The organism is Bradyrhizobium sp. S3.2.6 (assembly GCF_040546885.1).
In the GTDB taxonomy this organism is placed as follows: domain Bacteria; phylum Pseudomonadota; class Alphaproteobacteria; order Rhizobiales; family Xanthobacteraceae; genus Bradyrhizobium; species Bradyrhizobium cytisi.
The window spans coordinates 1-22,866 of record NZ_JBEPOS010000006.1 but is presented as its reverse complement, the minus strand read 5'-3'; the positions used below and the strand labels follow the sequence as shown (position 1 = coordinate 22,866).

Here is a 22,866-nt window from a genome sequence, read left to right as displayed (position 1 = left end):
GCGAACCAGCCCGCGCGATCGGAGCCATCGCCTTGTATGCACGCTCTGACGCCTTCTTATGCGCGCTGCCGAAACCCAATGCAGCAGCCTGATCCATTAGCCGCGTTTATACGCCGAATTTTTACTTCCAATTTTACTTCGCGAAATCCTGCCCCTAGCCTTGCGCGTAATGATCACATCCGCAGCCGATCAATGGCGATCGGTGCGAGCGTTCACCGTAACCAACGAGGGTTGCCATGTCTGACGGGACTAAGGGGACGTTCACTTCCGATCCGGCGGGAACGGGAGCCAGAACGGACGTCAAGTCGACGAAAAAGCTGAGCCGGCGCACACTCTTGAAGGGTGCGGCGGCCGTTGCGGGCGCAGCCGCAGGATCGGATGCGATCCGCGGATTCCCGACCATCTGGGCGCAGGAGATCAAGGACATCGAGCTGCGCCATGTCGGCGTCTCCTATTCCGTGGTGAAGGCGATCGGCGACCAGGCCGCCAAGGATCTCGGCTTCAAGGTGACGATGCAGAACCTCGACACCTCTGCCGCCATCAACCGCTTCATAAGCCAGCCTAATACGGTCGATATCGCCGATCTCGAGGGCTGGCAGGCCAAGCTCGCCGCCAAGCGCAGCGTGATCCAGGGCATTGAGGTCAAGAAGATCAAGGAGTTCGACAACATCCTGCCGATCTTCACCAAAGGCGAGATCGACGGCCACAAGATCCCGCGCCAGGGCATCTCGCCCTACGAAGCCATGTACATCGCGAAGCCCGATTCAACCGATCTGAACGACGGCGTCACCGAATGGGCGACCTTCCTGCCGCAAGTCTACAACGCCGACTCCATCGGTTACCGCCCCGATCTCGTCGGCCATGAAGTGACCGAATGGAAGGATCTGATCGATCCAAAATTCAAGGGCAAGGCCGCGATCCTCGACGTGCCGGCGATCGGCATCATGGATGCCGCGCTCTGCTTCGAAAGTGCCGGACTGATCAAGTACGGCAACAAAGGCAACATGACCAAGGAGGAGATCGACTTCACCTGCAACAAGCTGATCGAGCTGAAGAAGCAGGGCCAGTTCCGCGCGACCTGGACCACTTTCGACCAGTCGGTGCAGCTGATGGCCGCAGGCGAAGTGGTGATCCAGTCGATGTGGTCGCCGGCCGTCGCCGCGGTGCGCGTCAAGGAAATCCCCTGCGTCTACGCGCCTGTGAACGTCAAGAACGGCAAGGAAGGCTATCGCGGCTGGTGCAACGGCATGGGTCTGATGAAGCATCTCTCCGGCAAGAAGCTCGACGCTGCCTACGAATATCTCAACTGGTATCTCTCGGGCTGGCAGGGCGGCTTCGTCGGCCGCTACGGCTATTACAGCCCGGTGCCGTCGACGGCGAAGAAGTTCCTGACCGCTGCCGAATGGGACTTCTGGTACGACGGCAAGCCGGCGCCGGAAGTGATCAACGATCCCTACGGCGTCGCGATGGAGAAGGCCGGCACCAAGCGTGACGGCGGCTCGTTCCTCGACCGCGTCAAGAACATCTCGTGCTGGAACACGCTGATGGACGAGGCGGCCTACATGAACAAGCGCTGGAATGACTTCAAGGTGGCCTGAAACCTGCTTTCCCTGACCTGAAGAAGCACCGGCGCCGTCACGCGCCGGTGCGACAAGACCGACTTCGAGGCATTTGCTGATATGCAGCCAAGTTCGAGCTCAGCTCAAGCTCCATCGCGTTCCAATCTTGCCGGCTGGCTCTATGTCTCGCCGCTGGTCCTGGTGCTGGTGCCGTTCTTCGTGGCGCCGATCCTGGTCGTGCTGGCCGCAAGCTTCTTTGCCACCGACGGCTTTGGCGGGCTGACGCCGGGCTTCACGCTCGCAAGCTATGTCGAGGTGCTGCATTCAGCGCTGACGCTGAAGCTGTATCTCGCGACCATCAAGTTCACCGTGCTGACCTGGGTCTTCACCCTGATCATCGGCTTCTTCGTCGCCTACTTCCTGGTGTTTCACGTCCGCAACCAGTTGCTGGCGATCGGCCTGTTCCTGCTCTGCACGGTGCCATTCTGGACCTCGAACATCATCCGGATGATTTCCTGGATCCCGCTGCTCGGCAAGGAAGGCCTGATCAACCAGGCGCTGCTGGCATTGGGCGTGATCCATCAGCCGCTGGAGGTGCTGCTGTTCTCCGACCTCGCGGTTGTCATTGCCTATGTCCACCAGCTCACGATCTTCATGATCGTGCCGATCTTCAATTCGATGGCGCGGATCGACAAGAAGCTGATCGAGGCTGCGATCGATGCCGGCGCCAGCCGTTTCGACATCATGCGCCTGATCGTCGTGCCGATGTCCAAGAGCGGCATCGCGCTCGGCACCATCTTCGTGGTGTCAATCGTGATGGGCGACTTCTTCGTGGTCAAGGTGATGTCCGGCGGCGGCTCGGCCTCGGTGGTCAGCGCCTTCTATGAGGATGTTGGCGTGCTGCAATATCCGACCGCGGCGGCGAGCGCCGTGCTGCTGACGCTGGTGCTGGTCGCGATCGTCTCGCTGATCCTGCGCACCGTCGATATCAGGCAGGAGATCACGCGATGAGCGCTGTTCTCGCCGACATGCCCGAGAGGGTCGCACCCGCGACGACCAAGGCGATCGCGCCGAGCAAGGGCGGGCGTCCCTGGACGTTCTACGTGCTGGCGACGCTGTTCGGGCTCTACGTGATCGCGCTCTACGGCCCGATGTTCTGCATCTATGTCCTGTCGTTCCAGGACATTCGCGGCGGACTCGTGTTCCCGATGAAGGGACACTCGCTGCACTGGTTTGTCGACCTCTTCACTCAGGTCCGGACCGGTGACGTCAAGGGCTCGTTCGACCGCTCGATCAAGCTCGCCGTCATCGTCACCATCATCACGGTCGTGGTCTCGTTTCTCGCCGGGCTCGGCTTCCGCAAGCGCTTTCGCGGCGACACCTTTGTCTTCTACATGATGATCGGCAGCCTGGTGGCCCCCGGCCTGGTGCTCGGCCTCGGCACCGGTCTGCTGTTCCAGGCGCTCGGGCTGAATGCGAGCTGGTACACCTCGGCGCTCGGTGCGCAGCTGTCCTGGACGCTGCCGTTCGGCGTGCTGGTGATGTTCGCTGTGATGTCGCGCTTCGATCACGTCTGGGAGGAGGCGGCTTACGATCTCGGGGCCAGCCGCTGGCAGTCGATCTGGCTGGTGATGATCCCGGTGCTCGCACCCGGCCTTGTCGCGGTCGCGCTGTTCGGGTTCACGCTCTCCTACGACGAGTTCGCGCGCAGCCTCCAGACCGCGGGCTCGCTCAACACGCTGCCATTGGAGATCTGGAGCATGACATTGAACGTCACCTCGCCCTCGCTTTATGCGCTGGGCACGGTGACGACCATCGTCTCCTTTATCGTCATCGGTGCGAGCCTCGGCAGCATCGTGCTGATTCAAAAGAGGCGCGGTAGCAGTGCAAAGGGTTGATTTGGGAATGAAGAACGATCGCGGCGATATTGAACTGGCAGGCGTCTGCAAGAGCTTTGACGGCGTGACCAACGTGGTCGACGGCGTCAATCTCAGGATCGCAGACGGCGCCTATTGCTGCTTCATCGGTCCCTCCGGCTGCGGCAAGACCACGATCCTGCGCATGATCGCGGGCCACGAGGACCCGACCGTGGGCGAGATCGTGATTGGCGGCCAGAACGTCGTCGGCCTCGCCCCGGTGCAGCGGCGCACCGCAATGATGTTCCAGTCCTACGCGCTGTTCCCGCATTTGACGGTCCGCGAGAACATCGCTTTTGCGTTGCGCGTGCGAGGCCAGTCCAAAGCCGATCGCCTGCGTGTCGCCGACGCCATGATCGAGAAGGTGCGGCTGACGCAATTCGCAGATCGCCTGCCGGCGCAGCTCTCCGGCGGCCAGCAGCAGCGCGTGGCGTTGGCGCGCGCCGCGATCACCGAGCCTCGGGTGCTGCTGCTCGACGAGCCGCTGTCGGCGCTCGACGAGCAGCTCCGCGTCCAGATGCGCCAGGAATTGCGGCGGATGCAGCAGGAGCTCGGCATCACCTTCATCCACGTCACCCACACCCAGCTCGAGGCGATCGCGCTTGCCGACCTTGTGGTGGTGATGGAGCAGGGCAAGATCAAGCAGGCGGGTGCCGCGCGCGACGTCTACGCCCATCCGCACGATCGTTATGTCGCCGAGTTCATGGGCGGCCAGAACGTGCTCTCCGGCCGGGTCGAAAAGGTCAACGGTGCAAGCTTCACGCTGGCGCAGGCCGCGCCCGATGGCATCGAAGTGCCGCTTCAGGCGCGCCCGGCCGTCAGCGTCGGCGACAAGGTCGATATCGCCGTGCGCCGCGACGACGTCGCGTTGGTCAGGCCGGGCAGGGATCTGCCGCCGGGCTGCACCACTTCGCTGCCGAGCCGGGTGCTTGCGATCGAATACCAGGGCTATTTCGTCAAGGTCATGCTCGACACCGTGCCGGACGACGAGTTCGTCGCCTATGTGCCGGAAAAGACTTTCTTCGCAGATCCTTTCACCGTCGGCGATGTCGTCATGGCCACATGGGCCACCGGCAGCGCGCTTCCACTCGCCTAAAGACCCGTCGCGCAGGAGCATGACCTTGCAGATATCCTTCACACTCAACGGCCGGCCCACCACCGTGGACGTCGAACCGGCGACGCTTGTCGCCGAGCTCTTGCGCGAGCAGCTCAATCTCACCGGCACCCATATCGGCTGCGACACCAGCCAGTGCGGCGCCTGCGTCGTCCATCTCGATGGCCTGCCCGTGAAGAGCTGCACGCTGCTGGCGCCCGCGCTCGACGGCGCGACCTTGCTCACCATCGAAGGTCTGCAAGGAGCACCCGGCTCGAACCAGATGCATCCGATGCAGGAGGCGTTTCGCGAGCATCACGGCCTGCAATGCGGCTTCTGCACGCCCGGCATGCTGATGACGGCGATCGCGCTCGCCACCGGGAAACCGGATCTGACCGAGGCCGATGTCCGCCATGGCCTCGAAGGCAATATCTGCCGCTGCACCGGCTACCAGAACATCGTGGTTTCCGTGCTGGCCGGCGCCGCCGCCATGAACGCCGCCAAGGGAGAGTGACCATGGGCAATGTGATCGGGATCGGCGCCTCACCGAAGCGGAAAGAAGACCAACGCTTCCTCACCGGCCGCGGCAATTATGTCTCCGACATCAAGCGTCCGGCCATGACGGCCGGCGTGTTCGTGCGTTCTCCGCATGGCCATGCCGTGTTGCGGGGCATCGACAAGAGCGCGGCGCTGGCGTCGCCCGGCGTCATCGCCGTTCTGACCGGCGACGACGTCAAGGCCGACAGCCTCGGCTCTCTGCCCTGCGGCTGGGGCATCTCGGACGCCAAGGGCGTGCCGATGAAGGAGCCGCCATTCCCGATGCTGGCGCAGGGCAAGGTGCGCTTCGTCGGCGACATGGTGGCCTTCGTCATCGCCGAGACGCCGCAGCAGGCCAATGCGGCGGCCGAGCTGCTGACGATCGACTACGAGGTGCTGCCGTCGGTCGTCGGCGTGCTCGAAGCTGTCAGGCCCGGCGCACCGCAACTGTTCGACGACGTGCCGAACAACATCTGCTGCGACTGGGAGCTCGGCGACAAGGCCGCGGTCGAAACCGCGTTCCGCAAGGCTGCGCATGTCGCAAAGCTCAGCCTGGTCAACAACCGCCTGATCGGCAACCCGATGGAGCCGCGTGCGGCAATCGCCGAATACGAGCCGGGCACCGATCGCTTCACGCTGTGGACCACCAGCCAGTTCCCGCACGTCGTGCGCTTCCTGATGGGCGCGCTGGTGCTGAACATCCCGCAGCACAAGCTGCGCGTGGTCGCACCCGATGTCGGCGGCGGCTTTGGCGTCAAGCAATTCCACTACGGCGAAGAGGCCGTGATCACCTGGGCCGCCAAGCGCGTGATGCGGCCGATCAAATGGGTCGCAAGCCGCTCGGAAGGCTACGTCTCCGATCGTCACGGCCGCGATCACGTCACCGAAGCCGAGCTGGCGCTGGATGAACACGGAAAGTTCCTGGCGTTCCGCGTCAATACGCTCGCCAATATGGGCGGTTATCTCTCGACTTTCGGACCGAACATCCCGACCAATCTCTATGGTCCGCTGCTCGGCGGCGTCTACACCACGCCCGCAATTTACTGCAACGTGAAGGTGGTCTTCACCAACACCGTGCCGGTCGATGCCTACCGCGGCGCGGGCCGGCCCGAGGCGACCTTCGTGCTGGAGCGCATCGTCGATGTCGCAGCCAGCGAGATGGGCATCGACCGCGTCGAGATTCGCCGGCGCAACATGATCCCGAAGGAGGCCTATCCGTATCAGACACCGGTGCTGGTGCAGTACGATTCCGGCGATCCTATGGGCTGTCTCGACGGCGCGCTGGTTGCCGCCGATGTGAAGGGCTTCGGCCTCCGCAAGGCGGCCTCTGCGAGCAAAGGCAAATTCCGCGGGCTCGGCTATTCCACCTATGTCGAGGCCTGCGGCCTTGCGCCGTCGCGCTTCGCAGGGCGGTTGGGCGCGCGCGGCGGTCTCTACGAGAGCGCCACGGTGCGCGTGCATCCGACCGGCCAGGTCACGGTCATGATCGGCACCCACAATCACGGCCAGGGCCACGAGACGACGTTTGCACAGATCGTGTCGGAAAAGCTCGGCGTTGCCTTCGAGAATGTCGACATCGTATTCGGCGATACCGATCGCGTGCAGTTCGGCATGGGGACCTATGGCTCGCGTTCCCTCGTGGTGGGCGGAGCAGCGTTGTCGAAGGCGACCGACAAGGTGATCGCCAAGGGCAAGAAGATCGCCGCGCATCTGCTGGAGGCCGCTGAAGTCGATATCCAGTTCGAGGCCGGAAACTTCTCAGTCGCGGGTACGGACCGCATCAAGTCGTTCGAGGAGATCGCGGGCGCCGCTTATGTGCCTCACAACTATCCGCTCGAGGTGCTGGAGCCGGGGCTGGAAGAGCAGGCCTATTACGACCCCGTCAACTTCACCTATCCCGGCGGCTGCCACATCGCCGAGGTCGAGGTCGATCCCGAGACGGGCACGGTGACGCTGGTCAACTACACCGCGGTCGACGACGTCGGCACGGTCATCAATCCGATGATCGTCGAGGGCCAGTTGCACGGCGGCATCGTGCAGGGCGTCGGCCAGGCGCTGTTCGAGAACGCGGTCTACGACGAAGGCTCGGGTCAGCTGCTGTCGGGCTCGTTGATGGATTACTGCATGCCACGCGCCGATCACATGCCGATGATGAAGGTTGCGACCCATTCCACGCTCTGCACGCACACACCAATGGGCGTGAAGGGCTGCGGCGAAGTCGGCACCATCGGCTCGCCGGCCGCCGTCATCAACGCGGTGGTCGACGCGCTCGCGCATCTCGGCGTCACCCATGTCGACATGCCGGCAACGCCGAACCGGATCTGGCGCCTGCTGCAAAACGCGTCGCTGCCGGTCGCCGCGGAATAGGGAGGACAACAATGAAACCATTTGCCTATCACCAGCCGAGCGAAATTCCAGACGCGGCCAAGCTCTTGATCTCGATCGAAGACAGCAAGCTCGTCGCCGGCGGCATGACGCTGATTCCGACGATAAAGCAGCGGCTGGCGAGCCCCGTCGCATTGGTCGATCTGTCGAAGCTCGGATCTCTCAAAGGCATCACCGACGACGGCGCCAGCATCACCATCGGTGCGATGACGCCGCATGCCGTGGTGGCTGCCTCGAAGCTCGTGCAGACGAAAATCCCCGGGCTCGCGGCACTGGCGTCGATGATCGGCGATCCCGCCGTACGCAACCGCGGCACAATTGGCGGCTCGGTCGCCAACAATGATCCTGCGGCGGATTATCCGGCCGGCGTGCTCGGTCTCGGCGCCACCATCGTCTCCAGCACGCGCGAGATCGCAGCCGACAAGTTCTTCCTCGGCCTGTTCGAGACTGCGCTCGAAGTAGGCGAGATCATCACTGCGATCCGTTTTCCCGTGCCGCTCAAGGCAGGTTACTCGAAGTTCAAGGCGCCGGCGTCGCGTTATGCGCTGGTCGGCGTATTCGTCGCGAAATTCGCCGATGGTGTCCGCGTCGCCGTAACCGGCGCGGGTCCCGGCGCGTTCCGCGTGCCGCCGATGGAGGTGGCGCTGTCGGAGAATTTTGATCCGTCCGCAATTGCGGCGATCAAGATCGACAACGACGGTCTCACCTCCGATATCCACGCCGAAGCCGATTACCGTGCGCATCTCGTCACGGTGATGGCCAAGCGCGCCGTCGACGCGGCGCTCAGCTAACTCTTTAGGGTTGATGATGACTGATGGTTCCGGCCGAGCGGCCTTCCCGCCGGCGCCGACTGGCCTTGGCGCGCTTTCTGCTAACGAGATCATGGCCGGCTACCGCCGCAAGGCGTTCACCCCGCGCGATGTCGTCGACGACACCATTGCCGCGCTCGAAGCCACGAATGAAGCCTGCAATGCGGTGGTGACACCGATGTACGAGCAGGCGAGGGCGGAGGCCGACCGTCTCACCAGGGAGATGCGCGCGGGCGAGGCGAAGGGATCGCTCGCCGGCGTGCCTGTCACGATCAAGGATCTCGTGTTTGTCGCGGGCGTGCCGGCCTATGCCGGCTCACCGATGAACAAGGCGTTCGTGCCCGATGTCGATGCCGCCGTGGTGTCGGCGCTGAAGGCGTCCGGCGCGATCATCACCTGCAAGACCACGACTTGCGAGTCCGGCTACAAGCTGACGGCGGACAGCCCCGTCACCGGCACCACGCGCAACCCCTGGAATCCCGGCCGCACCAGCGGTGGGTCGAGCGGCGGCGCGGCGGCTGGCGTCGCCGCCGGTTGCGGCCCGATCGCGATCGGCACCGACGGCGTCGGCTCGATCCGCGTACCGTCATCGTTCTGCGGCGTGTTCGGGCTGAAGCCGACCTTCGGCCTGGTGCCGCGCTCGCCCGGCTTCTCGCCGCCGTCCTGGGCCTCGCTCGCGCACACCGGCCCGATCACGCGGACGGTCGCGGATGCCGCGCTAGTGCTGGAGATCATCGCTGCTTACGATCCACGCGATCCCGCGAGCCTGCCGGTGTCGCCGCGCTGCTTCGATACGAACGCGGCCTCATTGAACGGCCTCCGCATCGGTGCGAGCGCCGATCTCGGCTACGCCCCGATCAGCGCTGACGTCCGCGCGGCATTCGGCAAGGCGCTCGCCATTCTCGATTCCTGCGGCGCGCAGGTCACCATGGATGGTCCGGGCCTCGATCCCGGCATTCTCGAGCACACGCTGAAGCCGATCGCCTTCACCGAGCAGGCGGCCGCGGTGGCGACCAAGACCACAGCCGATCTCGCCAGCTCAGAGGCGGACTATCGCGATGTCGTCAGCGCCGGCCGCCACTACAGCGGCACGGATTATATCGAAGCCAGCTACCGGCGCGGCCAGGCCCGCAATGCGTTCCTGAAATTGTTCGAGCGCGTCGATGCGCTGGTGACGCCGACGGTCGCGGTGACCGCATTCGAGGCCGGCCGGATCGGCGTCGACACGATCGACGGCAGCAAGGTCGATCCGCATCTCGGCTGGTCGCCCTTTACCTGGCCGATCAATCTTGCTGGTCTTCCGGCGGCGACGCTACCCTGCGGCTTCGATCGCGACGGTTTGCCGATCGGGCTCCAGATCGTTGCGCCATGGCTCGACGAGCCAACCATCTTCCGCATTGCGGCGGCGTTCGAAGCGGCGCAGCCTTGGGCTAAGTTCTGGCCCCCGCTGGCCTTGCGCGAACCGGACCGTGCCCACGCGAAGGCTTGAGGCAAATCCGGCCTGGAACTGACCGGCCGTCGTCTTGCCAGCACGTCCCCCCGCGCGCTCGAAATTTTTTCGACCGCCCTCTTGAAACCGATATCCCTTCTTCTAAGTCATTTTTTGCCGCGAGAGCGGTGTGCCGGGCGCCCGAGAGGGCCCGGCGCGGGCGCTGGGCCGGTGTCTTCGGACCCCGTCTGAAAACCCTGTCCTGCGTTCCTTCGTATCCATCTTGCTCTTTGGAGGACTTGGTTATGAGGACCACATTCGACTTCGCGCCGCTGTGGCGCTCCACCATCGGCTTCGATCACCTGGCCGATCTCGTCGACAGCACGCTGCGCCAGGCGACCGAGGACAATTACCCCCCTTATAACATCGAGCGATCCGGCGAAGACCATTACCGGATCAGCCTCGCCGTGGCCGGCTTCGGCGTCAACGACATCACAGTGACGGCCGAACAGAACGCGCTCGCAATCGAGGGTCGCAAGCCCGACGATGCTACGCGCGAATATCTCTATCACGGCATTGCCGCGCGTCCATTCCGGCGCGTGTTCAACCTCGCCGACTATGTCCAGGTGAAGCAGGCGTCGTTCCAGGACGGCCTCTTGATCGTCGACCTGGTCCGTGAGGTCCCGGAAGCAATGAAGCCGCGCCGAATCCAGATCGCGGGCGCGGCCTCTCCCGCATCTCAGATCGAGCAGAAGAAAGCAGCCTGAGCGGCCGATCGAGGGATTGGCGGAACGCGGCGTCCAGATGTTTGCGCCGCGTTCCGGATGCATGAAGGAGAGAGAACCATGGCTTTTCGTGATCTCATTCCCTGGTCAAAGAGCCAGGAGCTTGCGCCGGTCCGCGACAGCTTCGATCCGTTCCTGACGCTTCATCGCGAGATGAACCGTCTGTTTGACGACGTGTTTCGCGGTTTTGCCGGGAGCAACCTGTCGCCTATTATGGAAGGCCGTTTCGGCTGGCCCAAGGTCGAACTCAGCGAGACCGACAATATGCTGACCGTCACGGCCGAACTTCCGGGACTGACGGAGAAGGACGTCGAGGTCGAAATCGCCCACGGCGTCCTCACTCTCCGCGGCGAGAAGAAGGCCGAGCGCAACGGCGAAGGCAGGTACTTCACCGAGCGTTACTACGGCGCCTTCGAGCGGCAAGTCCCGCTCGAAGACGTCGAGGAAGACAAGGCCGAGGCGTCGTTCAAGAACGGCGTCCTAACCGTCTCGTTGCCCAAATCCGAGAAGGCGCGGGAAGGCATCAAGCGTATCGCGATCAACACGCATTAGCTTGAACGCAGATGGCGGCGGTGCCCGCCGCCATCCCATCATCAACCCACCATCCCTTCGAAAGGAGCGTAAAGGGAGGCACAACCGATGACCAACGTGAACACGAATTCGGACAATCTCAACCTACTGTTTCACCCGGCGGCGCACTACGGCTCGCCCGCTGATGTCCTGAACGCAGAAGAGCTATCTGCGCCGGAGAAACGGATCATCCTGTCGTCCTGGGCGTCCGATATGTGCGCGGTCGAATCCTGTCCCGCCTTGCGCGAAGTCCCCGGCATGAGCCACACCGTCCGGCTCGCCGATATTCTCGCGGCCCTGCGCCGGCTCGACAGCGACAATGACGACGACGACCCGCCGCGTGGCGGCGGTGTCCCGATGCGTCTGCGGCGGCCTTGGGCCGCCGCAGAGCGGCACGGCGCATGATGCCCGCCTCGTTCGCTAAGTCGATTGCCGGAGACCTGACCTTCAGCAACCGCCGACGGCGGAGCCTCACCACCGGACAGCTCATGCCGTCCGGCGATCGAGCTCGCCCTGGAAATCCCTGATCAACCGCCGCTCGCGCTCTATCCGTTGCCGATAGAGTTCGCGCTCATGCTCGGTCTTCGCGCTGGCAGGAAGGAGTTCGTCGTGCCCGATCACCTTCTCGCTGCCTCGAATGAGCAGGTCCCGGGCGACTTTCATTGCGCCGCTCCTGTATCGATCGGTGCCTTCGAGGCGAAGATGGAAACCGGAAAGGCGGCGGCGGCGAGGCTATCAAGGGCTGACTGCTCTTCTGCCAGGCGTCTCTCGATGTACTGGCGTTCTATCTCTGTCAGCCTGGTCTTCAGCAGTCGCCGATAACGGTGGATGTTATTCCTGTGCACGCGAATTTGAGGCAGAGATTCGTTGAGCATCATCGTCTCCGACGGTCGCATTGGGTCCTTGAATTTCGAGGGTGAGAGAGAGATCTCTAGATCTCTCGGCGCAAAAAATATGCAGCTGAAAGTCGCTGTCAAGACGTTCGTGATATTGCTGCGCTTGCGAACTTCGCGTGGCGGTTCAAGACAACTCGATCGGAGCACCGCGGCCGCTGAGCTCTTCGTCGAGGCGCAGATAATGCGCGAGATAGTCGTGCAGCGCAGTCGCCGCCTTCGAGGTGGCGCCGCTCGACTTGTAGAGCAGGAGCTCGATCTTCGGCAGCGGGGGCAGGCCCTCGTTCGGGCCGATCTCGCGCATCGCGGGCACCAGTGCGCTGCGGCCGAGCACCGTGACGGCCATGCCGGCAAAGGCTGCAGCCTGCAGGCCGCCGACGCTTTCGCTGACGCAGGCGATGCGCCAACGCAAATTGGCGCGCTCCAGCGTATCGATGGCGTAGTCGCGATAGATGTTGCCCGGTGGCAGCAGCGCGAGCGGGATCGGGCGCTCCTGATGCGCGGCGGATTGCTCGCCGGTCATCCAGACAAGCTGCTCGCGCCGCACCACCTGCCCGCCGGTGAAATCGTTCATGCGGGTGACGAGTGCTATGTCGACGTCGCCGCGCTTGACGAGACCGACCAGCGGCGTCGACAGCGCGCAATTGAGCTCGACCTGGACGCGCGGAAACGATTTGCGAAATACGCTGAGGATCGACGGCAGCATGAAGGCCGCGTAGAGGTCGGGCGTGCCGAGCACGACCTGGCCCTCGATCTCCTGTGACGCCAGCTGCGAAATCAACTCGTCATGCAGCCGCAGGATGGACTTGGCGTAGGTGAGAACCGTCGTGCCGTCGTCGGTCAGCATCAGCCGCCGGCCCACATGCTCGAACAATTGCTTGCCGGTGAGCTCCTCCAGCCGCTGCAATTGCAGCGTGATCGCCGGCTGGGTGCGGCCCAGCCGGCGCGCGGTCTCGGTGATGCTGCCGGTCTCGACCACCGAGATCAGCGACCGGAGCATGCGGATATCGAGACTGATGAGGTTCATGCGGCGTCCCTGTCGCCCAGAATTTATGCAAGTTCCATGCTAGGGCTCACTTGCCAGGGCTCGCTTGCCAGGGCTCACCTGCTAGGGCTCACTTGGCCCGAGACGCAGATGCGGCGGATTTCACGCCCGGCCGGCCCTTGCGCACCGAATTCCAGAAATTCTCGGCCGCCCGGGTCATGCGGGCGCGGGTGCGAAACAGCGACACGTTGATCGGAATGTCCCATTCGCCGCCGCCCGCACGCAGCAGGCGGCCGGTGTCGAGATCGGCGCGGACGAGGCTCATCGGCGCCCATGTCACGCCGCGTCCCTCGCGCGCCATGTCGATCAGCAGCATGACTGGCGCGGCGAAACCGGGAACGAGCCAGGCCACCGGATCCTTTGCCGCCAGGAACGATGTGACAAGCCGTCCCACACCCGAGCCCGGGTGATAGGCGAGATAGGCCAGCGGCGCGCCGGATGCGCCGGGCAGGGCGTAGCGCGGCTGCGTGCTCTTGCTGCGCCGTCCGCCGCGGCCCGGCTTTGCCGCCGGCGCGCTGATCGGGATCAGCACGTCGGTTGCGAGATCGATGCGCTGGAAGCGGTCCATGTCGAGCCGGCTCACCAATGACGGATGGTAATGCGCCAGCATGAAGTGGGCCTGCGCGTCCAGCAGCAGCTTCTCGCAGCCGGCGAAATTCGAAGCGACGAGCTGCACGGCCGAGCCGTCGCGCGCGCCGTCCGAGTTGCGGATCCATTCCGGGAAGAAGGTCTGCGACAGCGAATGCGTGGCGACGAAGGTGATGGTCTCGGCCTTCAGCCGTGCGACCTCGAGCGCTTCCTCGCGACCGACCAGGATCCGGCGCAGCACGTCCTCCGCGACGGGACGAAAGCTCTCGCCGGCGGCCGTCAGCGTGATGGTGTGGGTCGAGCGTTCGAACAGCTGCGTCCCCAGCCAGTCCTCGAGCGACTTGATGCGGCGGCTCAGCGCCGGCTGGGTCACGTGCCGTCGCTCGGCGGCGCGGGAGAACCCGCCCTCCTCGGCGATGGCAAGGAAGTCCTCCAGCCAGACCAGGTCCATAATAACGTTTTGTCCTCAAATCATACCGATACGGCATTAGCGCCTGACACGCCGCTGGTCCAATGTAAACGCCATCGAAAGACAAGAACGAAGCGCCCTCAACGCATGGCGCCAACGACGTTGGAGGAAAATACATTGCAGATTGCCGCGACGCCGCTGTCTGAACCCATATCGAGCTCCACGTCCGGCCGCCGCCGCAAGCCGCTCTGGCGCGAGCAGTATGTCCTGGTGGTTGCCGGTGCTGCGCTCGGCGCTCTGCTCGGCGCTCTGTTTCCGAATTTTGCGGTGGAGCTCAAGCCGCTCGGCGATGTCTTCATATCCTTGATCAAGATGACGATCGCGCCGCTGATCTTCCTGGTCGTGGTCACCGGCATCGCGCAGGTCGGCGACATGAAGGCGGTCGGCCGCATCGGGCTCAGGGCTTTCGCCTATTTCGAGGTGGTGACGACGATTTGCCTCATGATCAGCTTCGTCGTGGTGCGCTGGATCCAGCCCGGTGCCGGCGTGGCGCATGCCACCGCGCAGCAGGCCGAGACGGTCGCGCGCTATCAGCAGGCTCATGTCGGATCATTGTCGGCCTACATCCAGCACATGGTGCCGGAGAGCTTTGTCGGTGCGTTCGCGGCCGGCGACGTGCTTCAGGTACTGGTGCTGGCGCTGCTCTGCGGCATCGGCCTGTTGCTGCTCGGCGACAAGGCCGGTCCGTTGCGGACCGGCCTGGAGCGGGTGACCGAGCTCGTCTTCAGTGTCGTCCATGTCGTGGTGGCGCTGGCGCCGATCGGTGCGTTCGGCGCCATGGCGTTCACGGTGGCGAAGTTCGGTGCCGCGACGCTCTATGCGCTGGCGCTTCTGGTCGGCACTGCCTGGGCGATGATGGCGTTCTTCATCTTCGTCATCCTCGGCACCATCTGCCGCCTGGTCGGCATTCGCCTGATGGACCTCTTGCGCCTGCTGCGCACCGAGCTGCTCGTGGTGCTCGGCACTTCGTCGTCGGAGACCGCCATCCCCGGCATGATGGAAAAGTTGCCGAAGGCGGGCGTAGGGCGTGCTGTCGCGGGCCTCGTCATTCCCTCCGGCTATTCCTTCAATCTCGACGGTGTCGCGCTGACATTGCCGCTCTCGACCATCTTCGTCGCCCAAGTCTATGGCGTCGAGCTGTCGGCCGCGCAGCAGCTCAGCCTGTTCGTGGTGATGCTGTTCACCAGCAAGGGCGCGGCCGGCGTCACCGGCGGCGCGTTCGCGGCACTTGCTGCGACCGTCGTCGCCGCAGGGCTGCCGGCGGAAGGACTGGCACTGCTGCTCGGCATCGACCGTTTCATGTCGCTGGCGCGCGCCATCACCAACACCATCGGCAACGCGGTCGCCGCGATCGTGGTCGCCAAATGGGACGGCGAATTCAATCGCGAGGACTGGGCTCAGTCCGCCGCACAAATCCAGCAAGCGAAGTAAGGATCCAAGGTCTCCAATATGGCTACCAGCACCAACGAACTTCCCGTCATCGCGCTGACCCCTGGTGACTGCACCGGCATCGGTCCCGAACAGGTCGCGCGCATCCTCTCCGACGACCGCCTCGCCGACGTCGCGCGCCTCGTCGTGGTCGGCGATGCCCGCGTGCTCGACATGGGCATGGATCATGCCGGCATGAAGCTGAAGGTCGAGCGGATTGCCTCGCCCAAGGCCGCCAAATGGGGCCGCGGCACGGTGCAGCTTGTCGATCTCGGCAACACCGATCCTGCCAAAATCCCGCTCGGCAAGGCCAGCGCCGAGTCCGGCCGGTTGACCGGCGAGACGCTGTCGCGCGCGATCGATTTCTCCAGGGACGGCGAGGTCGACGCCATCACCTTCGCGCCGCTGAACAAGCGCGCGATGTTCGACGGCGGCTGGAAGTTTCCCGACGAGCACAAGATGTTCGCGAGCCTGCTCGGGCACAAGACCTATTTCTCCGAGATGAACGTGCTCGATGGCCAGTGGATGTCGCGCGTCACCGGGCATCAGTCGCTGCGTGAGGCGCTCGACGGCATCAATCCGGAGAGCATCACCGATGCGATCGAGCTGGTCGACCGCATGATGCGCCGGGCCGGCGTCGCCAAGCCGCGTATCGCGGTTGCGGCGCTCAATCCGCATGCCGGTGAGAACGGCCTGTTCGGCCGCGACGAGATCGAGATGATCCGCCCGACGGTCGAAGCCGCCGCCCAGACCGGCATCGCCTGCACCGGACCTTATCCCGCCGACACCGTCTATATCCGCGCCTTCGCCGGCGAGTTCGACAGCGTGGTCGCGATGTATCACGACCAGGGCCAGATCGCGACCAAGCTGCGCGGTTTCAACCGCGGCGTCACCGTCACCGCCGGGCTCGAGACCGTCTTCACCACGCCGTCACACGGCACCGCGTTCGATATCGCAGGCCAAGGCGTCGCCAACACCGGCGCGCTGGAGAGCGCGGTACGTCTGGCCGCCAAGCTGGTGTCGATCAAGGTCAAGGAGGCCGCCTATGCACACTGATCGCAGAACCCTGCTCCAGGCGGCAGCCGCGCTGCCCTTCGCAACTGTCGCCACCAACACGGCCTTTGCGCAAGCCTCGCCTGCGGCTCCTGCCGCGGCGCCGCCGAAGGACGTCACGCGCGCGCTCGCGCATTATCTCGTCACCGCAAGCTATGACGACCTGCCGGCCAATGTCCGGAAAGAGGGCATCCGCACGCTCCTGAACTGGGTCGGCGTCGCCATCGGCGGCTCGCATCACGAGACGGTCGATATCGCGGTGTCCGCGCTCGGCCCGTTCTCCGGGCCGCAGCAGGCTTCCCTGTTTGGGCGGCGCGAGCGGTTCGACATCATGAACGCCGCCTTCATCAACGGCGTGTCGAGCCACATCTTCGACTACGACGACACGCATCTGAAGACGATCATCCATCCGGCCGGTCCCGTAGCCTCGGCGATCCTCGCGCTGTCGGAAATGCAGCCGATCTCCGGCAAGGAGTTCTTGAACGCACTGGTGCTCGGCGTCGAGACCGAGTGCCGGATCGGTAACTCGGTCTACCCGAACCATTACGATGTCGGCTGGCACATCACCGGCACGGCCGGCGTGTTCGGCTCGGCCGCGGCCGTCGGCAAGCTGCTGAAATTGAACGAGCAGCAGATGAGATGGGCGCTGGGTCTTGCGGCGTCGCAGCCGGTGGGCTTGCGCGAATCCTTCGGCTCGATGAACAAGAGCTTCAATCCGGGCCGCGCGGCTTCCAGCGGCATCTTCGCCGCGATCCTGGCATCGAGGAACTTCACCTCGTCCGATGCGATGATCGAGGCCAAGCGTGGCTGGGCCAACGCGATCAGCACCAAGCAGGACTACAACGAGATCCTGGGTGACCTCGGCAAGCGTTATGAGGCGGCGCTCAACACCTACAAGCCGTTCGCCTGCGGTATCGTCATTCATCCCGCGATCGATGCGGCGATCCAGCTCCGCAACGAGAACAGGCTGACCGCCGACCAGATCGAGCGGGTCGATCTCAAGGTCCACCCGCTGGTACTGGAGCTGACCGGCAAGAGGACGCCAAGCCAGGGCCTCGAAGGCAAGTTCAGCATCTACCATGCGGTGGCGGTGGCCATTGTCGAGGGCGCTGGCGGCGAGAAGCAGTTCAGCGACCGCGCGGTGACCGACCCGACCATCGTTGCGCTCCGCGGCAAGGTCAATCCGATCATAACATCAGGCATCAAGCCGGAGCAGGTCGATCTCACCATCGTGCTCAAGGAGGGCCGCAAGCTGAACCGCTACATCGAGCACGCGATCGGCAGCGTCGAGGTGCCGATGACCGACAAGCAGCTCGAAACCAAGTTCTCCGATCTTGCCGACGGCATCATTCCCGCTGCGACGATCCGGCGCGTGATGGACGCCTGCTGGAATATCGAGAACCTGCCGAGTGCAGCGGAGATCGCCAAGATGTCGGTCGCGGTCTGATCGCGAAGGAGGGAAGCATGCCATCGCGCCGCCATTTCCTGCGGTCCGCCGGGTCGGTTGCCGCTCTGGCAGCCACCGGCGGCCGCATGGCCGTCGCAGCCGGCCCAGGCGTGACGGAGCGGCTCGCCCGCTACATGGTCGCCGCACGCGATCAGGAGTTGCCCGAGCAGGTGCTGCGCGAATGCAAGCACCGCATCCTCGACACGCTTGGCGCGATGATCTCGGGCTCGCGGATGAAGCCGGGCGAGATGGCGTTGAAATATGTGCGCACACTCGGCGGTGACGCCCAGGCCTCCGTGGTCGGCTCCGACTTCCGCTCCACGGCGGTCAACGCAGCGCTGGCCAATGCGATGTGCGCCCATGCCGACGAGACCGACGATTTCGAGCCTGTCACCAAGGCGCATCCGGGATGCTCGGTCGTGCCGGCCGCGCTCGCTATCGGCGAGCGGGAACATCGCAGCGGACAGGATGTCATTCGGGCCGTCGCGCTGGGCTACGATTTGACCTGCCGCCTGCTGATGGCACTGGGCCCCGATCTCGTGCGTGGCGCCCACCGGAGCGCCGAAGGAACGTCATCGACCTTCGGCGCGCTCGGTGCGGCTGCATCACTGGCGCGGCTTGACGAGAAGGGGATGCGCTATGCGATCTCCTATTCGTCGCAACAGGTCTCCGGCCTATGGAGCTGGGTCAAGGACCACGATCACATCGAGAAGGCTTTTGACTTCGCCGGCATGGGAGCCCGCAATGGCGTCATGGCTGTTGACATGGTGCTCAGCGGCCTGACCGGCGTCGACGACGTGCTCGACGGCACCCATAATCTCTTCATCGCACTCTCGACCGATCCGAAGCCGGAGGAGATGGTGAAGGATCTCGGCAAGCTCTTCTATGTCACGGAAACCGCGATCAAGACATTCTCGGTCGGCTATCCCATCCAGTCGCCGCTGGATGCGATGCTGACGCTGCGCAAGCAGTATGGCCTCACGCCGGATAGCGTCCGTAGCATCCTGGTCAGGTTGCCGACCGATGCGATGGGGATCGTGGGCGAAAGCGCGATGCCTGATGTCAATTGCCAGCACCTCGTGGCGGTCGCGCTGGTCAAGGGCGGGGTGTCGTTCAACGACAGCCACGATGTCGCGCTGATGCGTGATCCGAATATCCTGGAGCAGCGTGCCAAGGTGACGCTGGCCGGTGACAAGACGCTGATGGATCCGGTCGCGCCGCGCGGCGCTGTCGTCGAGGTGACATTGACCGATGGCAAGAAGGTCGAGCACTTCACGAGATATCCGCCGGGCACCAAGGAGAACCCGCTGAGCACGGAAGCCGTCGCAGCGAAGGCGCGGGATCTGATTGCGCCGGTGCTGGGCAGTGACAGGGCCGAGAAGCTGATCGACCAGATCGGCAATCTCGAACGGCTTGACGACGTCGGAAAGTTGAGGCCATTGCTCAGCGCGTGATGCAAGGCCAACAACAAGGTAAGCATCGGGAAAAACACATGGGCGGGATCATCTTTCGCTCCTTCATGTCCGCGAGCGTGGCCATGCTGGCCTGCGGCGCAGGATTATCCGTTCCAGCGCGTCAAGATCATCGTGCCGTTCCCGGCCGGCGGCTCAAACGAAATCATCGCCCGAATTGTCGCGACGCAACATAACGCATGGGAGGAATGATGGGCTTGAAGCGAATGCTTGCCGGCTGTCTCGGCGCGATGGCGCTGCTGCACGCCGGTGCCGCCGTGGCGGCAATTGTCGAGATCTCCGCCAACGATATCGGTGGGCAGGTGACCAGCGAGAACGGCGTCGAGGCGGGCGTCTGGGTGATCGCCGAGACGCGGGATCTCCCGACCAAATACGCCAAGGTGGTGGTGACCGACGATCAGGGCCGTTTCGTCATCCCGAATCTTCCCGCAGCCAGCTACAAGGTCTGGGTGCGCGGCTATGGCTTGCAGGACACCGCGCAACAGGATGCACGTCCAGGCAAGGTGCTGGATTTCAAGGCCGCTGCCGCCTCACCGAAGGAGGACGCTCAGAACTATCCGGGCATGTATTGGTATTCGATGCTCGACGTCCCCAGACCTGAGGAGTTTCCCGGCACCGGCGACAAGGGCAACAAGATGCCGGATACCATGAAGTCGCAGGCCCAGTGGGTCGATACGGTCAAGAACATGTGCCAGTCCTGCCACGCGCTCGGCACGCGCGGCATCCGCGAGATCCCGAAGGTGTTCACCGATGGGTACGATTCCCACACGGCATGGGCCGTCCGCACCCAGGCCGGACAGGCCCAGGAATACATGGCGACGGTGCTGGCCAGCATGGGTCCGGAAAAGGTCTATGACCTGTTCTCGAAATGGACCGATCGTATCGCAGCCGGCGAGTTACCGTTCGCCAAGCCCGAGCGGCCCAAGGGCATCGAGCGCAACGTCGTCTTCACGATGTGGGATTGGGCGACGCCGACGCACTATCAGCACGATGCGATCTCGACCGACAAGCGTAACCCGCGGGTCAACGCCAACGGCCTGATCTACGGATCGTCGGAGGAGAGTTCGGATCTCGTGCCGACGCTCGACCCGGTCAGGAATGTCGCCGGGACCATCAAGCATCCCTATCTCGATCCTAACACGCCATCCTCGACCGACGCGCCGCGCGGACCGTCGGCCTATTGGGGCGACGAACCGATCTGGGATGGCCACACCAGTATCCACAACGTCATGATGGACGAGCAGGGCAAGGTCTGGTTCACGGCGCGGCTGCGCCCGCCGGCCAACCCTGACTACTGCAAGCAGGGCTCGGATCTGCCGTCGGCGAAGGTGGCGCCGCAGGCGACCTCGCTGCGCCAATTGTCGCGCTACGATCCCGCGACCGGCAAATGGGACCTGATCAACACCTGCTTCACGACCCATCATCTCTACTTCGACGACGATGCCAACCAAACGCTGTGGACCAGCTCCGGTGGTCCGGGCCTCGGCGGCGGCATTGTCGGCTGGCTCAACACCAAGCAGTATCGCGAGACTCTCGACAACGTAAAATCGCAGGGCTGGACGCCGCTGATCATCGACACCAACGGCAACGGCAAGCGCGATGCCTATGTCGAGCACAAGGATCCCGTCGATCCGGCCAAGGACAAGCGCATCGCCGCGTCCTTCTACGGCATCATGCCGAGTCCGGTCGACGACACGATCTGGGGCCAGGCGATGGATCGAGGCTTCTCCCGCATCGATCAGCCCGGCTACATCGTGCGCGTGGTGCCGGGACCAGATCCCGCCAATACCGCGCTCGCCGAAGTCTATCAGCCGCCGGAGGGCACGTTCGGCCCGCGCGGTCTCGACATCGGGCTTGATGGTGTGGTGTGGACGGTCTTGTCCAGTGGTCATCTCGCAAGCTTCGATCGCAAGCTCTGCAAGGGCCCGCTGAACGGCCCGACCACGGCGGAGGGCAAGCAGTGTCCCGAGGGATGGAAGACCTGGCGCATGCCCGGGCCGCAGTTCAGGGGGCTCGACGCCAGCGGCAGCGCCAATCATGCCTATTATGTCTGGGTGGACCGCTACAACACGTTCGGCCTCGGCGCGAACGTGCCGATCGCGAGCGCCAATGGCAGCGAGTCCCTGCTGGCCCTTGTCAACGGCGAGCTGGTGAATCTGCGCAATCCATACCCGCTCGGCTTCTTTACCAAGAATGTCGACGGGCGGATCGACGACCCCGATACCGGTTGGAAAGGTCGTGGCCTGTGGAGCACGACCGGAACGCGGGCGAGCTTCCATGGGGAAGGCGGCAAGGAGGCTTCACCTAAGGTCTACAAAGTGCAGATGCGGCCTGATCCATTAGCCCATTGACCCTTTCGCCCCAAGAATAGCGCCGCTGCAAACCAGCGGATAAGCCAGGGAACAGAATCATGACGAAAACTTCTCGACGTGACGTGCTCACCGCCGCAGCCGCGATGACCGCGGCCGGCCTTGCCGATACGGCGCCGGCCGCAGCGCAGGCCGCACCCAAGCCGATCTTCCCGGTGCCGATGGTCGCGATCCCGATCGTTGGCGAGACTCAGGTGTTCCAGGTCCGCCGCATCTATTGTATCGGTCGCAACTACGCCGCGCATGCGATCGAGCGCGGCTCGGATCCGAATCGCGAGCCGCCATTCTTCTTCCAGAAGCCGACGGACGCGATCCAGAACGTCGCGATCGGTGAGGTCGCCGATCATCCCTATCCGTCGCTGACCAAGAACTACCACCACGAGGTCGAGCTGGTCGCCGCATTGAAATCCGGCGGCGCCAACATCCCGGCCGAGAAGGCGCTCGACCACGTCTATGGTTACGCGCTCGGCCTCGACATGACCCGGCGCGATCTCCAGAACGGCATGGCCGCGGAGAAGAAGCCGTGGGAGATCGGCAAGAGCTTTGACCATGCGGCGGTGCTCGGTCCGATCCATCCCGCGAGCAAGACCGGCCATTTCGAGAGGGGCGCCATTTCGCTCGCGATCAACGGCACCGTGAAGCAGAGCTCGGATCTCAGCAAGATGATCTGGAGCGTTGCCGAGCAGATCGCAAAGCTCTCGGAAGCGTTCGAGTTGAAGGCCGGCGACATCATCTATTCCGGAACGCCGGAGAATGTCGGGCCGGTCGTGAAGGGCGACGTGCTGTTGTGCAAGCTCGAGGGCCTCCCGGATATGTCGATCAAGATCGTCTAATGGCGGCAGTACGGGTGAGGGGGACTCTCCGCGAGTCCAGTTCTCACCGTGATTGCGGATGCAGCCCCTCACCCCAACCCTCTCCCCGTAAGCTATGGGATGCCCGAAAGTGATTCCCCGGAGTTTATGGATGTGATTCAAGGCCTTTCGACCTGTCTGGGACGGAGGGCCTGCGATGTCTTTTGG

General features: G+C 64.0%; 21 protein-coding genes. 17 read left to right on the top strand and 4 right to left on the bottom strand.

Features of this window, described 5'->3' with window-relative positions:
* Positions 1-236 precede the first annotated feature (236 nt).
* From ABID58_RS13990 to ABID58_RS13940, 11 genes are all read left to right on the top strand, one after another.
* Positions 237-1,598 carry an ABC transporter substrate-binding protein gene (locus ABID58_RS13990; protein WP_148754820.1) on the top strand — a complete coding sequence of 454 codons (1,362 nt, stop codon included), beginning with the start codon at positions 237-239 and terminating at the stop codon, positions 1,596-1,598.
* Between the two features lie 81 nt (positions 1,599-1,679).
* A complete protein-coding gene (locus ABID58_RS13985) occupies positions 1,680-2,570 on the top strand; it encodes an ABC transporter permease (RefSeq protein ID WP_354033060.1) in 891 nt (296 codons plus the stop codon).
* Complete coding sequence (locus ABID58_RS13980; protein ID WP_354033059.1) at positions 2,567-3,457, top strand: ABC transporter permease; 891 nt, start codon at positions 2,567-2,569, stop codon at positions 3,455-3,457. The genes ABID58_RS13985 and ABID58_RS13980 overlap by 4 nt, the downstream gene beginning before the upstream one ends.
* Positions 3,458-3,464: 7 nt before the next feature.
* Positions 3,465-4,571, top strand: a complete 1,107-nt coding sequence (locus ABID58_RS13975; protein ID WP_354033058.1) for an ABC transporter ATP-binding protein — start codon at positions 3,465-3,467, stop codon at positions 4,569-4,571.
* A gap of 19 nt (positions 4,572-4,590) precedes the next feature.
* Positions 4,591-5,082 (top strand): (2Fe-2S)-binding protein, encoded by a 492-nt coding sequence (locus ABID58_RS13970; protein ID WP_187435275.1) that lies wholly within the window; start codon positions 4,591-4,593, stop codon positions 5,080-5,082.
* A 2-nt stretch (positions 5,083-5,084) separates the two neighbouring features.
* Positions 5,085-7,472: a xanthine dehydrogenase family protein molybdopterin-binding subunit gene (locus ABID58_RS13965; protein ID WP_354033057.1), complete on the top strand. Its 2,388-nt coding sequence runs from the start codon at positions 5,085-5,087 to the stop codon at positions 7,470-7,472.
* Positions 7,473-7,483: 11 nt separating this feature from the next.
* Positions 7,484-8,281, top strand: a complete 798-nt coding sequence (locus tag ABID58_RS13960) for an FAD binding domain-containing protein (RefSeq protein ID WP_354033056.1) — start codon at positions 7,484-7,486, stop codon at positions 8,279-8,281.
* A gap of 16 nt (positions 8,282-8,297) precedes the next feature.
* Positions 8,298-9,788, top strand: a complete 1,491-nt coding sequence (locus ABID58_RS13955; protein WP_354033055.1) for an amidase — start codon at positions 8,298-8,300, stop codon at positions 9,786-9,788.
* Positions 9,789-10,033: 245 nt separating this feature from the next.
* Positions 10,034-10,495: an Hsp20 family protein gene (locus tag ABID58_RS13950; RefSeq protein ID WP_354033054.1), complete on the top strand. Its 462-nt coding sequence runs from the start codon at positions 10,034-10,036 to the stop codon at positions 10,493-10,495.
* Between the two features lie 78 nt (positions 10,496-10,573).
* A complete protein-coding gene (locus tag ABID58_RS13945; protein WP_148754811.1) occupies positions 10,574-11,065 on the top strand; it encodes an Hsp20/alpha crystallin family protein in 492 nt (163 codons plus the stop codon).
* Between the two features lie 87 nt (positions 11,066-11,152).
* Positions 11,153-11,488, top strand: coding sequence for a hypothetical protein (locus ABID58_RS13940; protein ID WP_354033053.1), 336 nt, complete (start codon positions 11,153-11,155; stop codon positions 11,486-11,488).
* A gap of 81 nt (positions 11,489-11,569) precedes the next feature.
* Here the strand turns inward: ABID58_RS13940 and ABID58_RS13935 are convergent, their stop codons facing one another.
* The 4 genes from ABID58_RS13935 to ABID58_RS13920 all read right to left on the bottom strand — a co-directional run bounded on the left by ABID58_RS13935 (position 11,570) and on the right by ABID58_RS13920 (position 14,060).
* Positions 11,570-11,746: a hypothetical protein gene (locus ABID58_RS13935; RefSeq protein ID WP_354033052.1), complete on the bottom strand. Its 177-nt coding sequence runs from the start codon at positions 11,744-11,746 to the stop codon at positions 11,570-11,572.
* The gene (locus ABID58_RS13930; protein ID WP_354033051.1) at positions 11,743-11,961 is read right to left on the bottom strand and encodes a hypothetical protein; all 219 of its coding nucleotides are present in this window, start codon (positions 11,959-11,961) and stop codon (positions 11,743-11,745) included. Before ABID58_RS13930 ends, ABID58_RS13935 begins: the two co-directional genes overlap by 4 nt.
* A gap of 142 nt (positions 11,962-12,103) precedes the next feature.
* A complete protein-coding gene (locus ABID58_RS13925; RefSeq protein WP_148754809.1) occupies positions 12,104-13,003 on the bottom strand; it encodes a LysR substrate-binding domain-containing protein in 900 nt (299 codons plus the stop codon).
* Between the two features lie 88 nt (positions 13,004-13,091).
* On the bottom strand, positions 13,092-14,060 hold the full coding sequence (locus tag ABID58_RS13920) for a LysR family transcriptional regulator (RefSeq protein WP_354033050.1): 969 nt from the start codon (positions 14,058-14,060) through the stop codon (positions 13,092-13,094).
* A 135-nt stretch (positions 14,061-14,195) separates the two neighbouring features.
* Here ABID58_RS13920 and ABID58_RS13915 point away from each other — a divergent pair, with 135 nt between their 5' ends.
* The 6 genes from ABID58_RS13915 to ABID58_RS13890 all read left to right on the top strand — a co-directional run bounded on the left by ABID58_RS13915 (position 14,196) and on the right by ABID58_RS13890 (position 22,680).
* Positions 14,196-15,509 carry a cation:dicarboxylate symporter family transporter gene (locus ABID58_RS13915; RefSeq protein WP_354033049.1) on the top strand — a complete coding sequence of 438 codons (1,314 nt, stop codon included), beginning with the start codon at positions 14,196-14,198 and terminating at the stop codon, positions 15,507-15,509.
* An 18-nt stretch (positions 15,510-15,527) separates the two neighbouring features.
* Entirely contained in the window at positions 15,528-16,562 is a 1,035-nt protein-coding gene (locus tag ABID58_RS13910; protein ID WP_354033048.1) for a PdxA family dehydrogenase, read from the top strand.
* Positions 16,552-18,006 (top strand): MmgE/PrpD family protein, encoded by a 1,455-nt coding sequence (locus tag ABID58_RS13905; protein WP_354033047.1) that lies wholly within the window; start codon positions 16,552-16,554, stop codon positions 18,004-18,006. Before ABID58_RS13910 ends, ABID58_RS13905 begins: the two co-directional genes overlap by 11 nt.
* A gap of 17 nt (positions 18,007-18,023) precedes the next feature.
* Entirely contained in the window at positions 18,024-19,460 is a 1,437-nt protein-coding gene (locus ABID58_RS13900; RefSeq protein WP_354033046.1) for an MmgE/PrpD family protein, read from the top strand.
* 209 nt (positions 19,461-19,669) lie between these two features.
* On the top strand, positions 19,670-21,829 hold the full coding sequence (locus ABID58_RS13895; protein ID WP_354033212.1) for a carboxypeptidase-like regulatory domain-containing protein: 2,160 nt from the start codon (positions 19,670-19,672) through the stop codon (positions 21,827-21,829).
* A gap of 59 nt (positions 21,830-21,888) precedes the next feature.
* Positions 21,889-22,680 carry a fumarylacetoacetate hydrolase family protein gene (locus tag ABID58_RS13890; RefSeq protein WP_354033045.1) on the top strand — a complete coding sequence of 264 codons (792 nt, stop codon included), beginning with the start codon at positions 21,889-21,891 and terminating at the stop codon, positions 22,678-22,680.
* Positions 22,681-22,866 lie beyond the last annotated feature (186 nt).

Excerpts from the sequence above, each read along its gene's own strand:
- ABID58_RS13930 (WP_354033051.1), bottom strand. The coding sequence starts at position 11,961 with ATGATGCTCAACGAATCTCTGCCTCAAATTCGCGTGCACAGGAATAAC.
- ABID58_RS13960 (WP_354033056.1), top strand. The coding sequence starts at position 7,484 with ATGAAACCATTTGCCTATCACCAGCCGAGCGAAATTCCAGACGCGGCC.
- ABID58_RS13965 (WP_354033057.1), top strand. The coding sequence starts at position 5,085 with ATGGGCAATGTGATCGGGATCGGCGCCTCACCGAAGCGGAAAGAAGAC.
- ABID58_RS13905 (WP_354033047.1), top strand. The coding sequence starts at position 16,552 with ATGCACACTGATCGCAGAACCCTGCTCCAGGCGGCAGCCGCGCTGCCC.
- ABID58_RS13985 (WP_354033060.1), top strand. The coding sequence starts at position 1,680 with ATGCAGCCAAGTTCGAGCTCAGCTCAAGCTCCATCGCGTTCCAATCTT.
- ABID58_RS13895 (WP_354033212.1), top strand. The coding sequence starts at position 19,670 with ATGGGCTTGAAGCGAATGCTTGCCGGCTGTCTCGGCGCGATGGCGCTG.
- ABID58_RS13890 (WP_354033045.1), top strand. The coding sequence starts at position 21,889 with ATGACGAAAACTTCTCGACGTGACGTGCTCACCGCCGCAGCCGCGATG.
- ABID58_RS13990 (WP_148754820.1), top strand. The coding sequence starts at position 237 with ATGTCTGACGGGACTAAGGGGACGTTCACTTCCGATCCGGCGGGAACG.
- ABID58_RS13940 (WP_354033053.1), top strand. The coding sequence starts at position 11,153 with ATGACCAACGTGAACACGAATTCGGACAATCTCAACCTACTGTTTCAC.
- ABID58_RS13925 (WP_148754809.1), bottom strand. The coding sequence starts at position 13,003 with ATGAACCTCATCAGTCTCGATATCCGCATGCTCCGGTCGCTGATCTCG.
- ABID58_RS13980 (WP_354033059.1), top strand. The coding sequence starts at position 2,567 with ATGAGCGCTGTTCTCGCCGACATGCCCGAGAGGGTCGCACCCGCGACG.
- ABID58_RS13920 (WP_354033050.1), bottom strand. The coding sequence starts at position 14,060 with ATGGACCTGGTCTGGCTGGAGGACTTCCTTGCCATCGCCGAGGAGGGC.
- ABID58_RS13900 (WP_354033046.1), top strand. The coding sequence starts at position 18,024 with ATGCCATCGCGCCGCCATTTCCTGCGGTCCGCCGGGTCGGTTGCCGCT.
- ABID58_RS13970 (WP_187435275.1), top strand. The coding sequence starts at position 4,591 with ATGACCTTGCAGATATCCTTCACACTCAACGGCCGGCCCACCACCGTG.
- ABID58_RS13935 (WP_354033052.1), bottom strand. The coding sequence starts at position 11,746 with ATGAAAGTCGCCCGGGACCTGCTCATTCGAGGCAGCGAGAAGGTGATC.
- ABID58_RS13955 (WP_354033055.1), top strand. The coding sequence starts at position 8,298 with ATGACTGATGGTTCCGGCCGAGCGGCCTTCCCGCCGGCGCCGACTGGC.
- ABID58_RS13945 (WP_148754811.1), top strand. The coding sequence starts at position 10,574 with ATGGCTTTTCGTGATCTCATTCCCTGGTCAAAGAGCCAGGAGCTTGCG.
- ABID58_RS13975 (WP_354033058.1), top strand. The coding sequence starts at position 3,465 with ATGAAGAACGATCGCGGCGATATTGAACTGGCAGGCGTCTGCAAGAGC.
- ABID58_RS13910 (WP_354033048.1), top strand. The coding sequence starts at position 15,528 with ATGGCTACCAGCACCAACGAACTTCCCGTCATCGCGCTGACCCCTGGT.
- ABID58_RS13950 (WP_354033054.1), top strand. The coding sequence starts at position 10,034 with ATGAGGACCACATTCGACTTCGCGCCGCTGTGGCGCTCCACCATCGGC.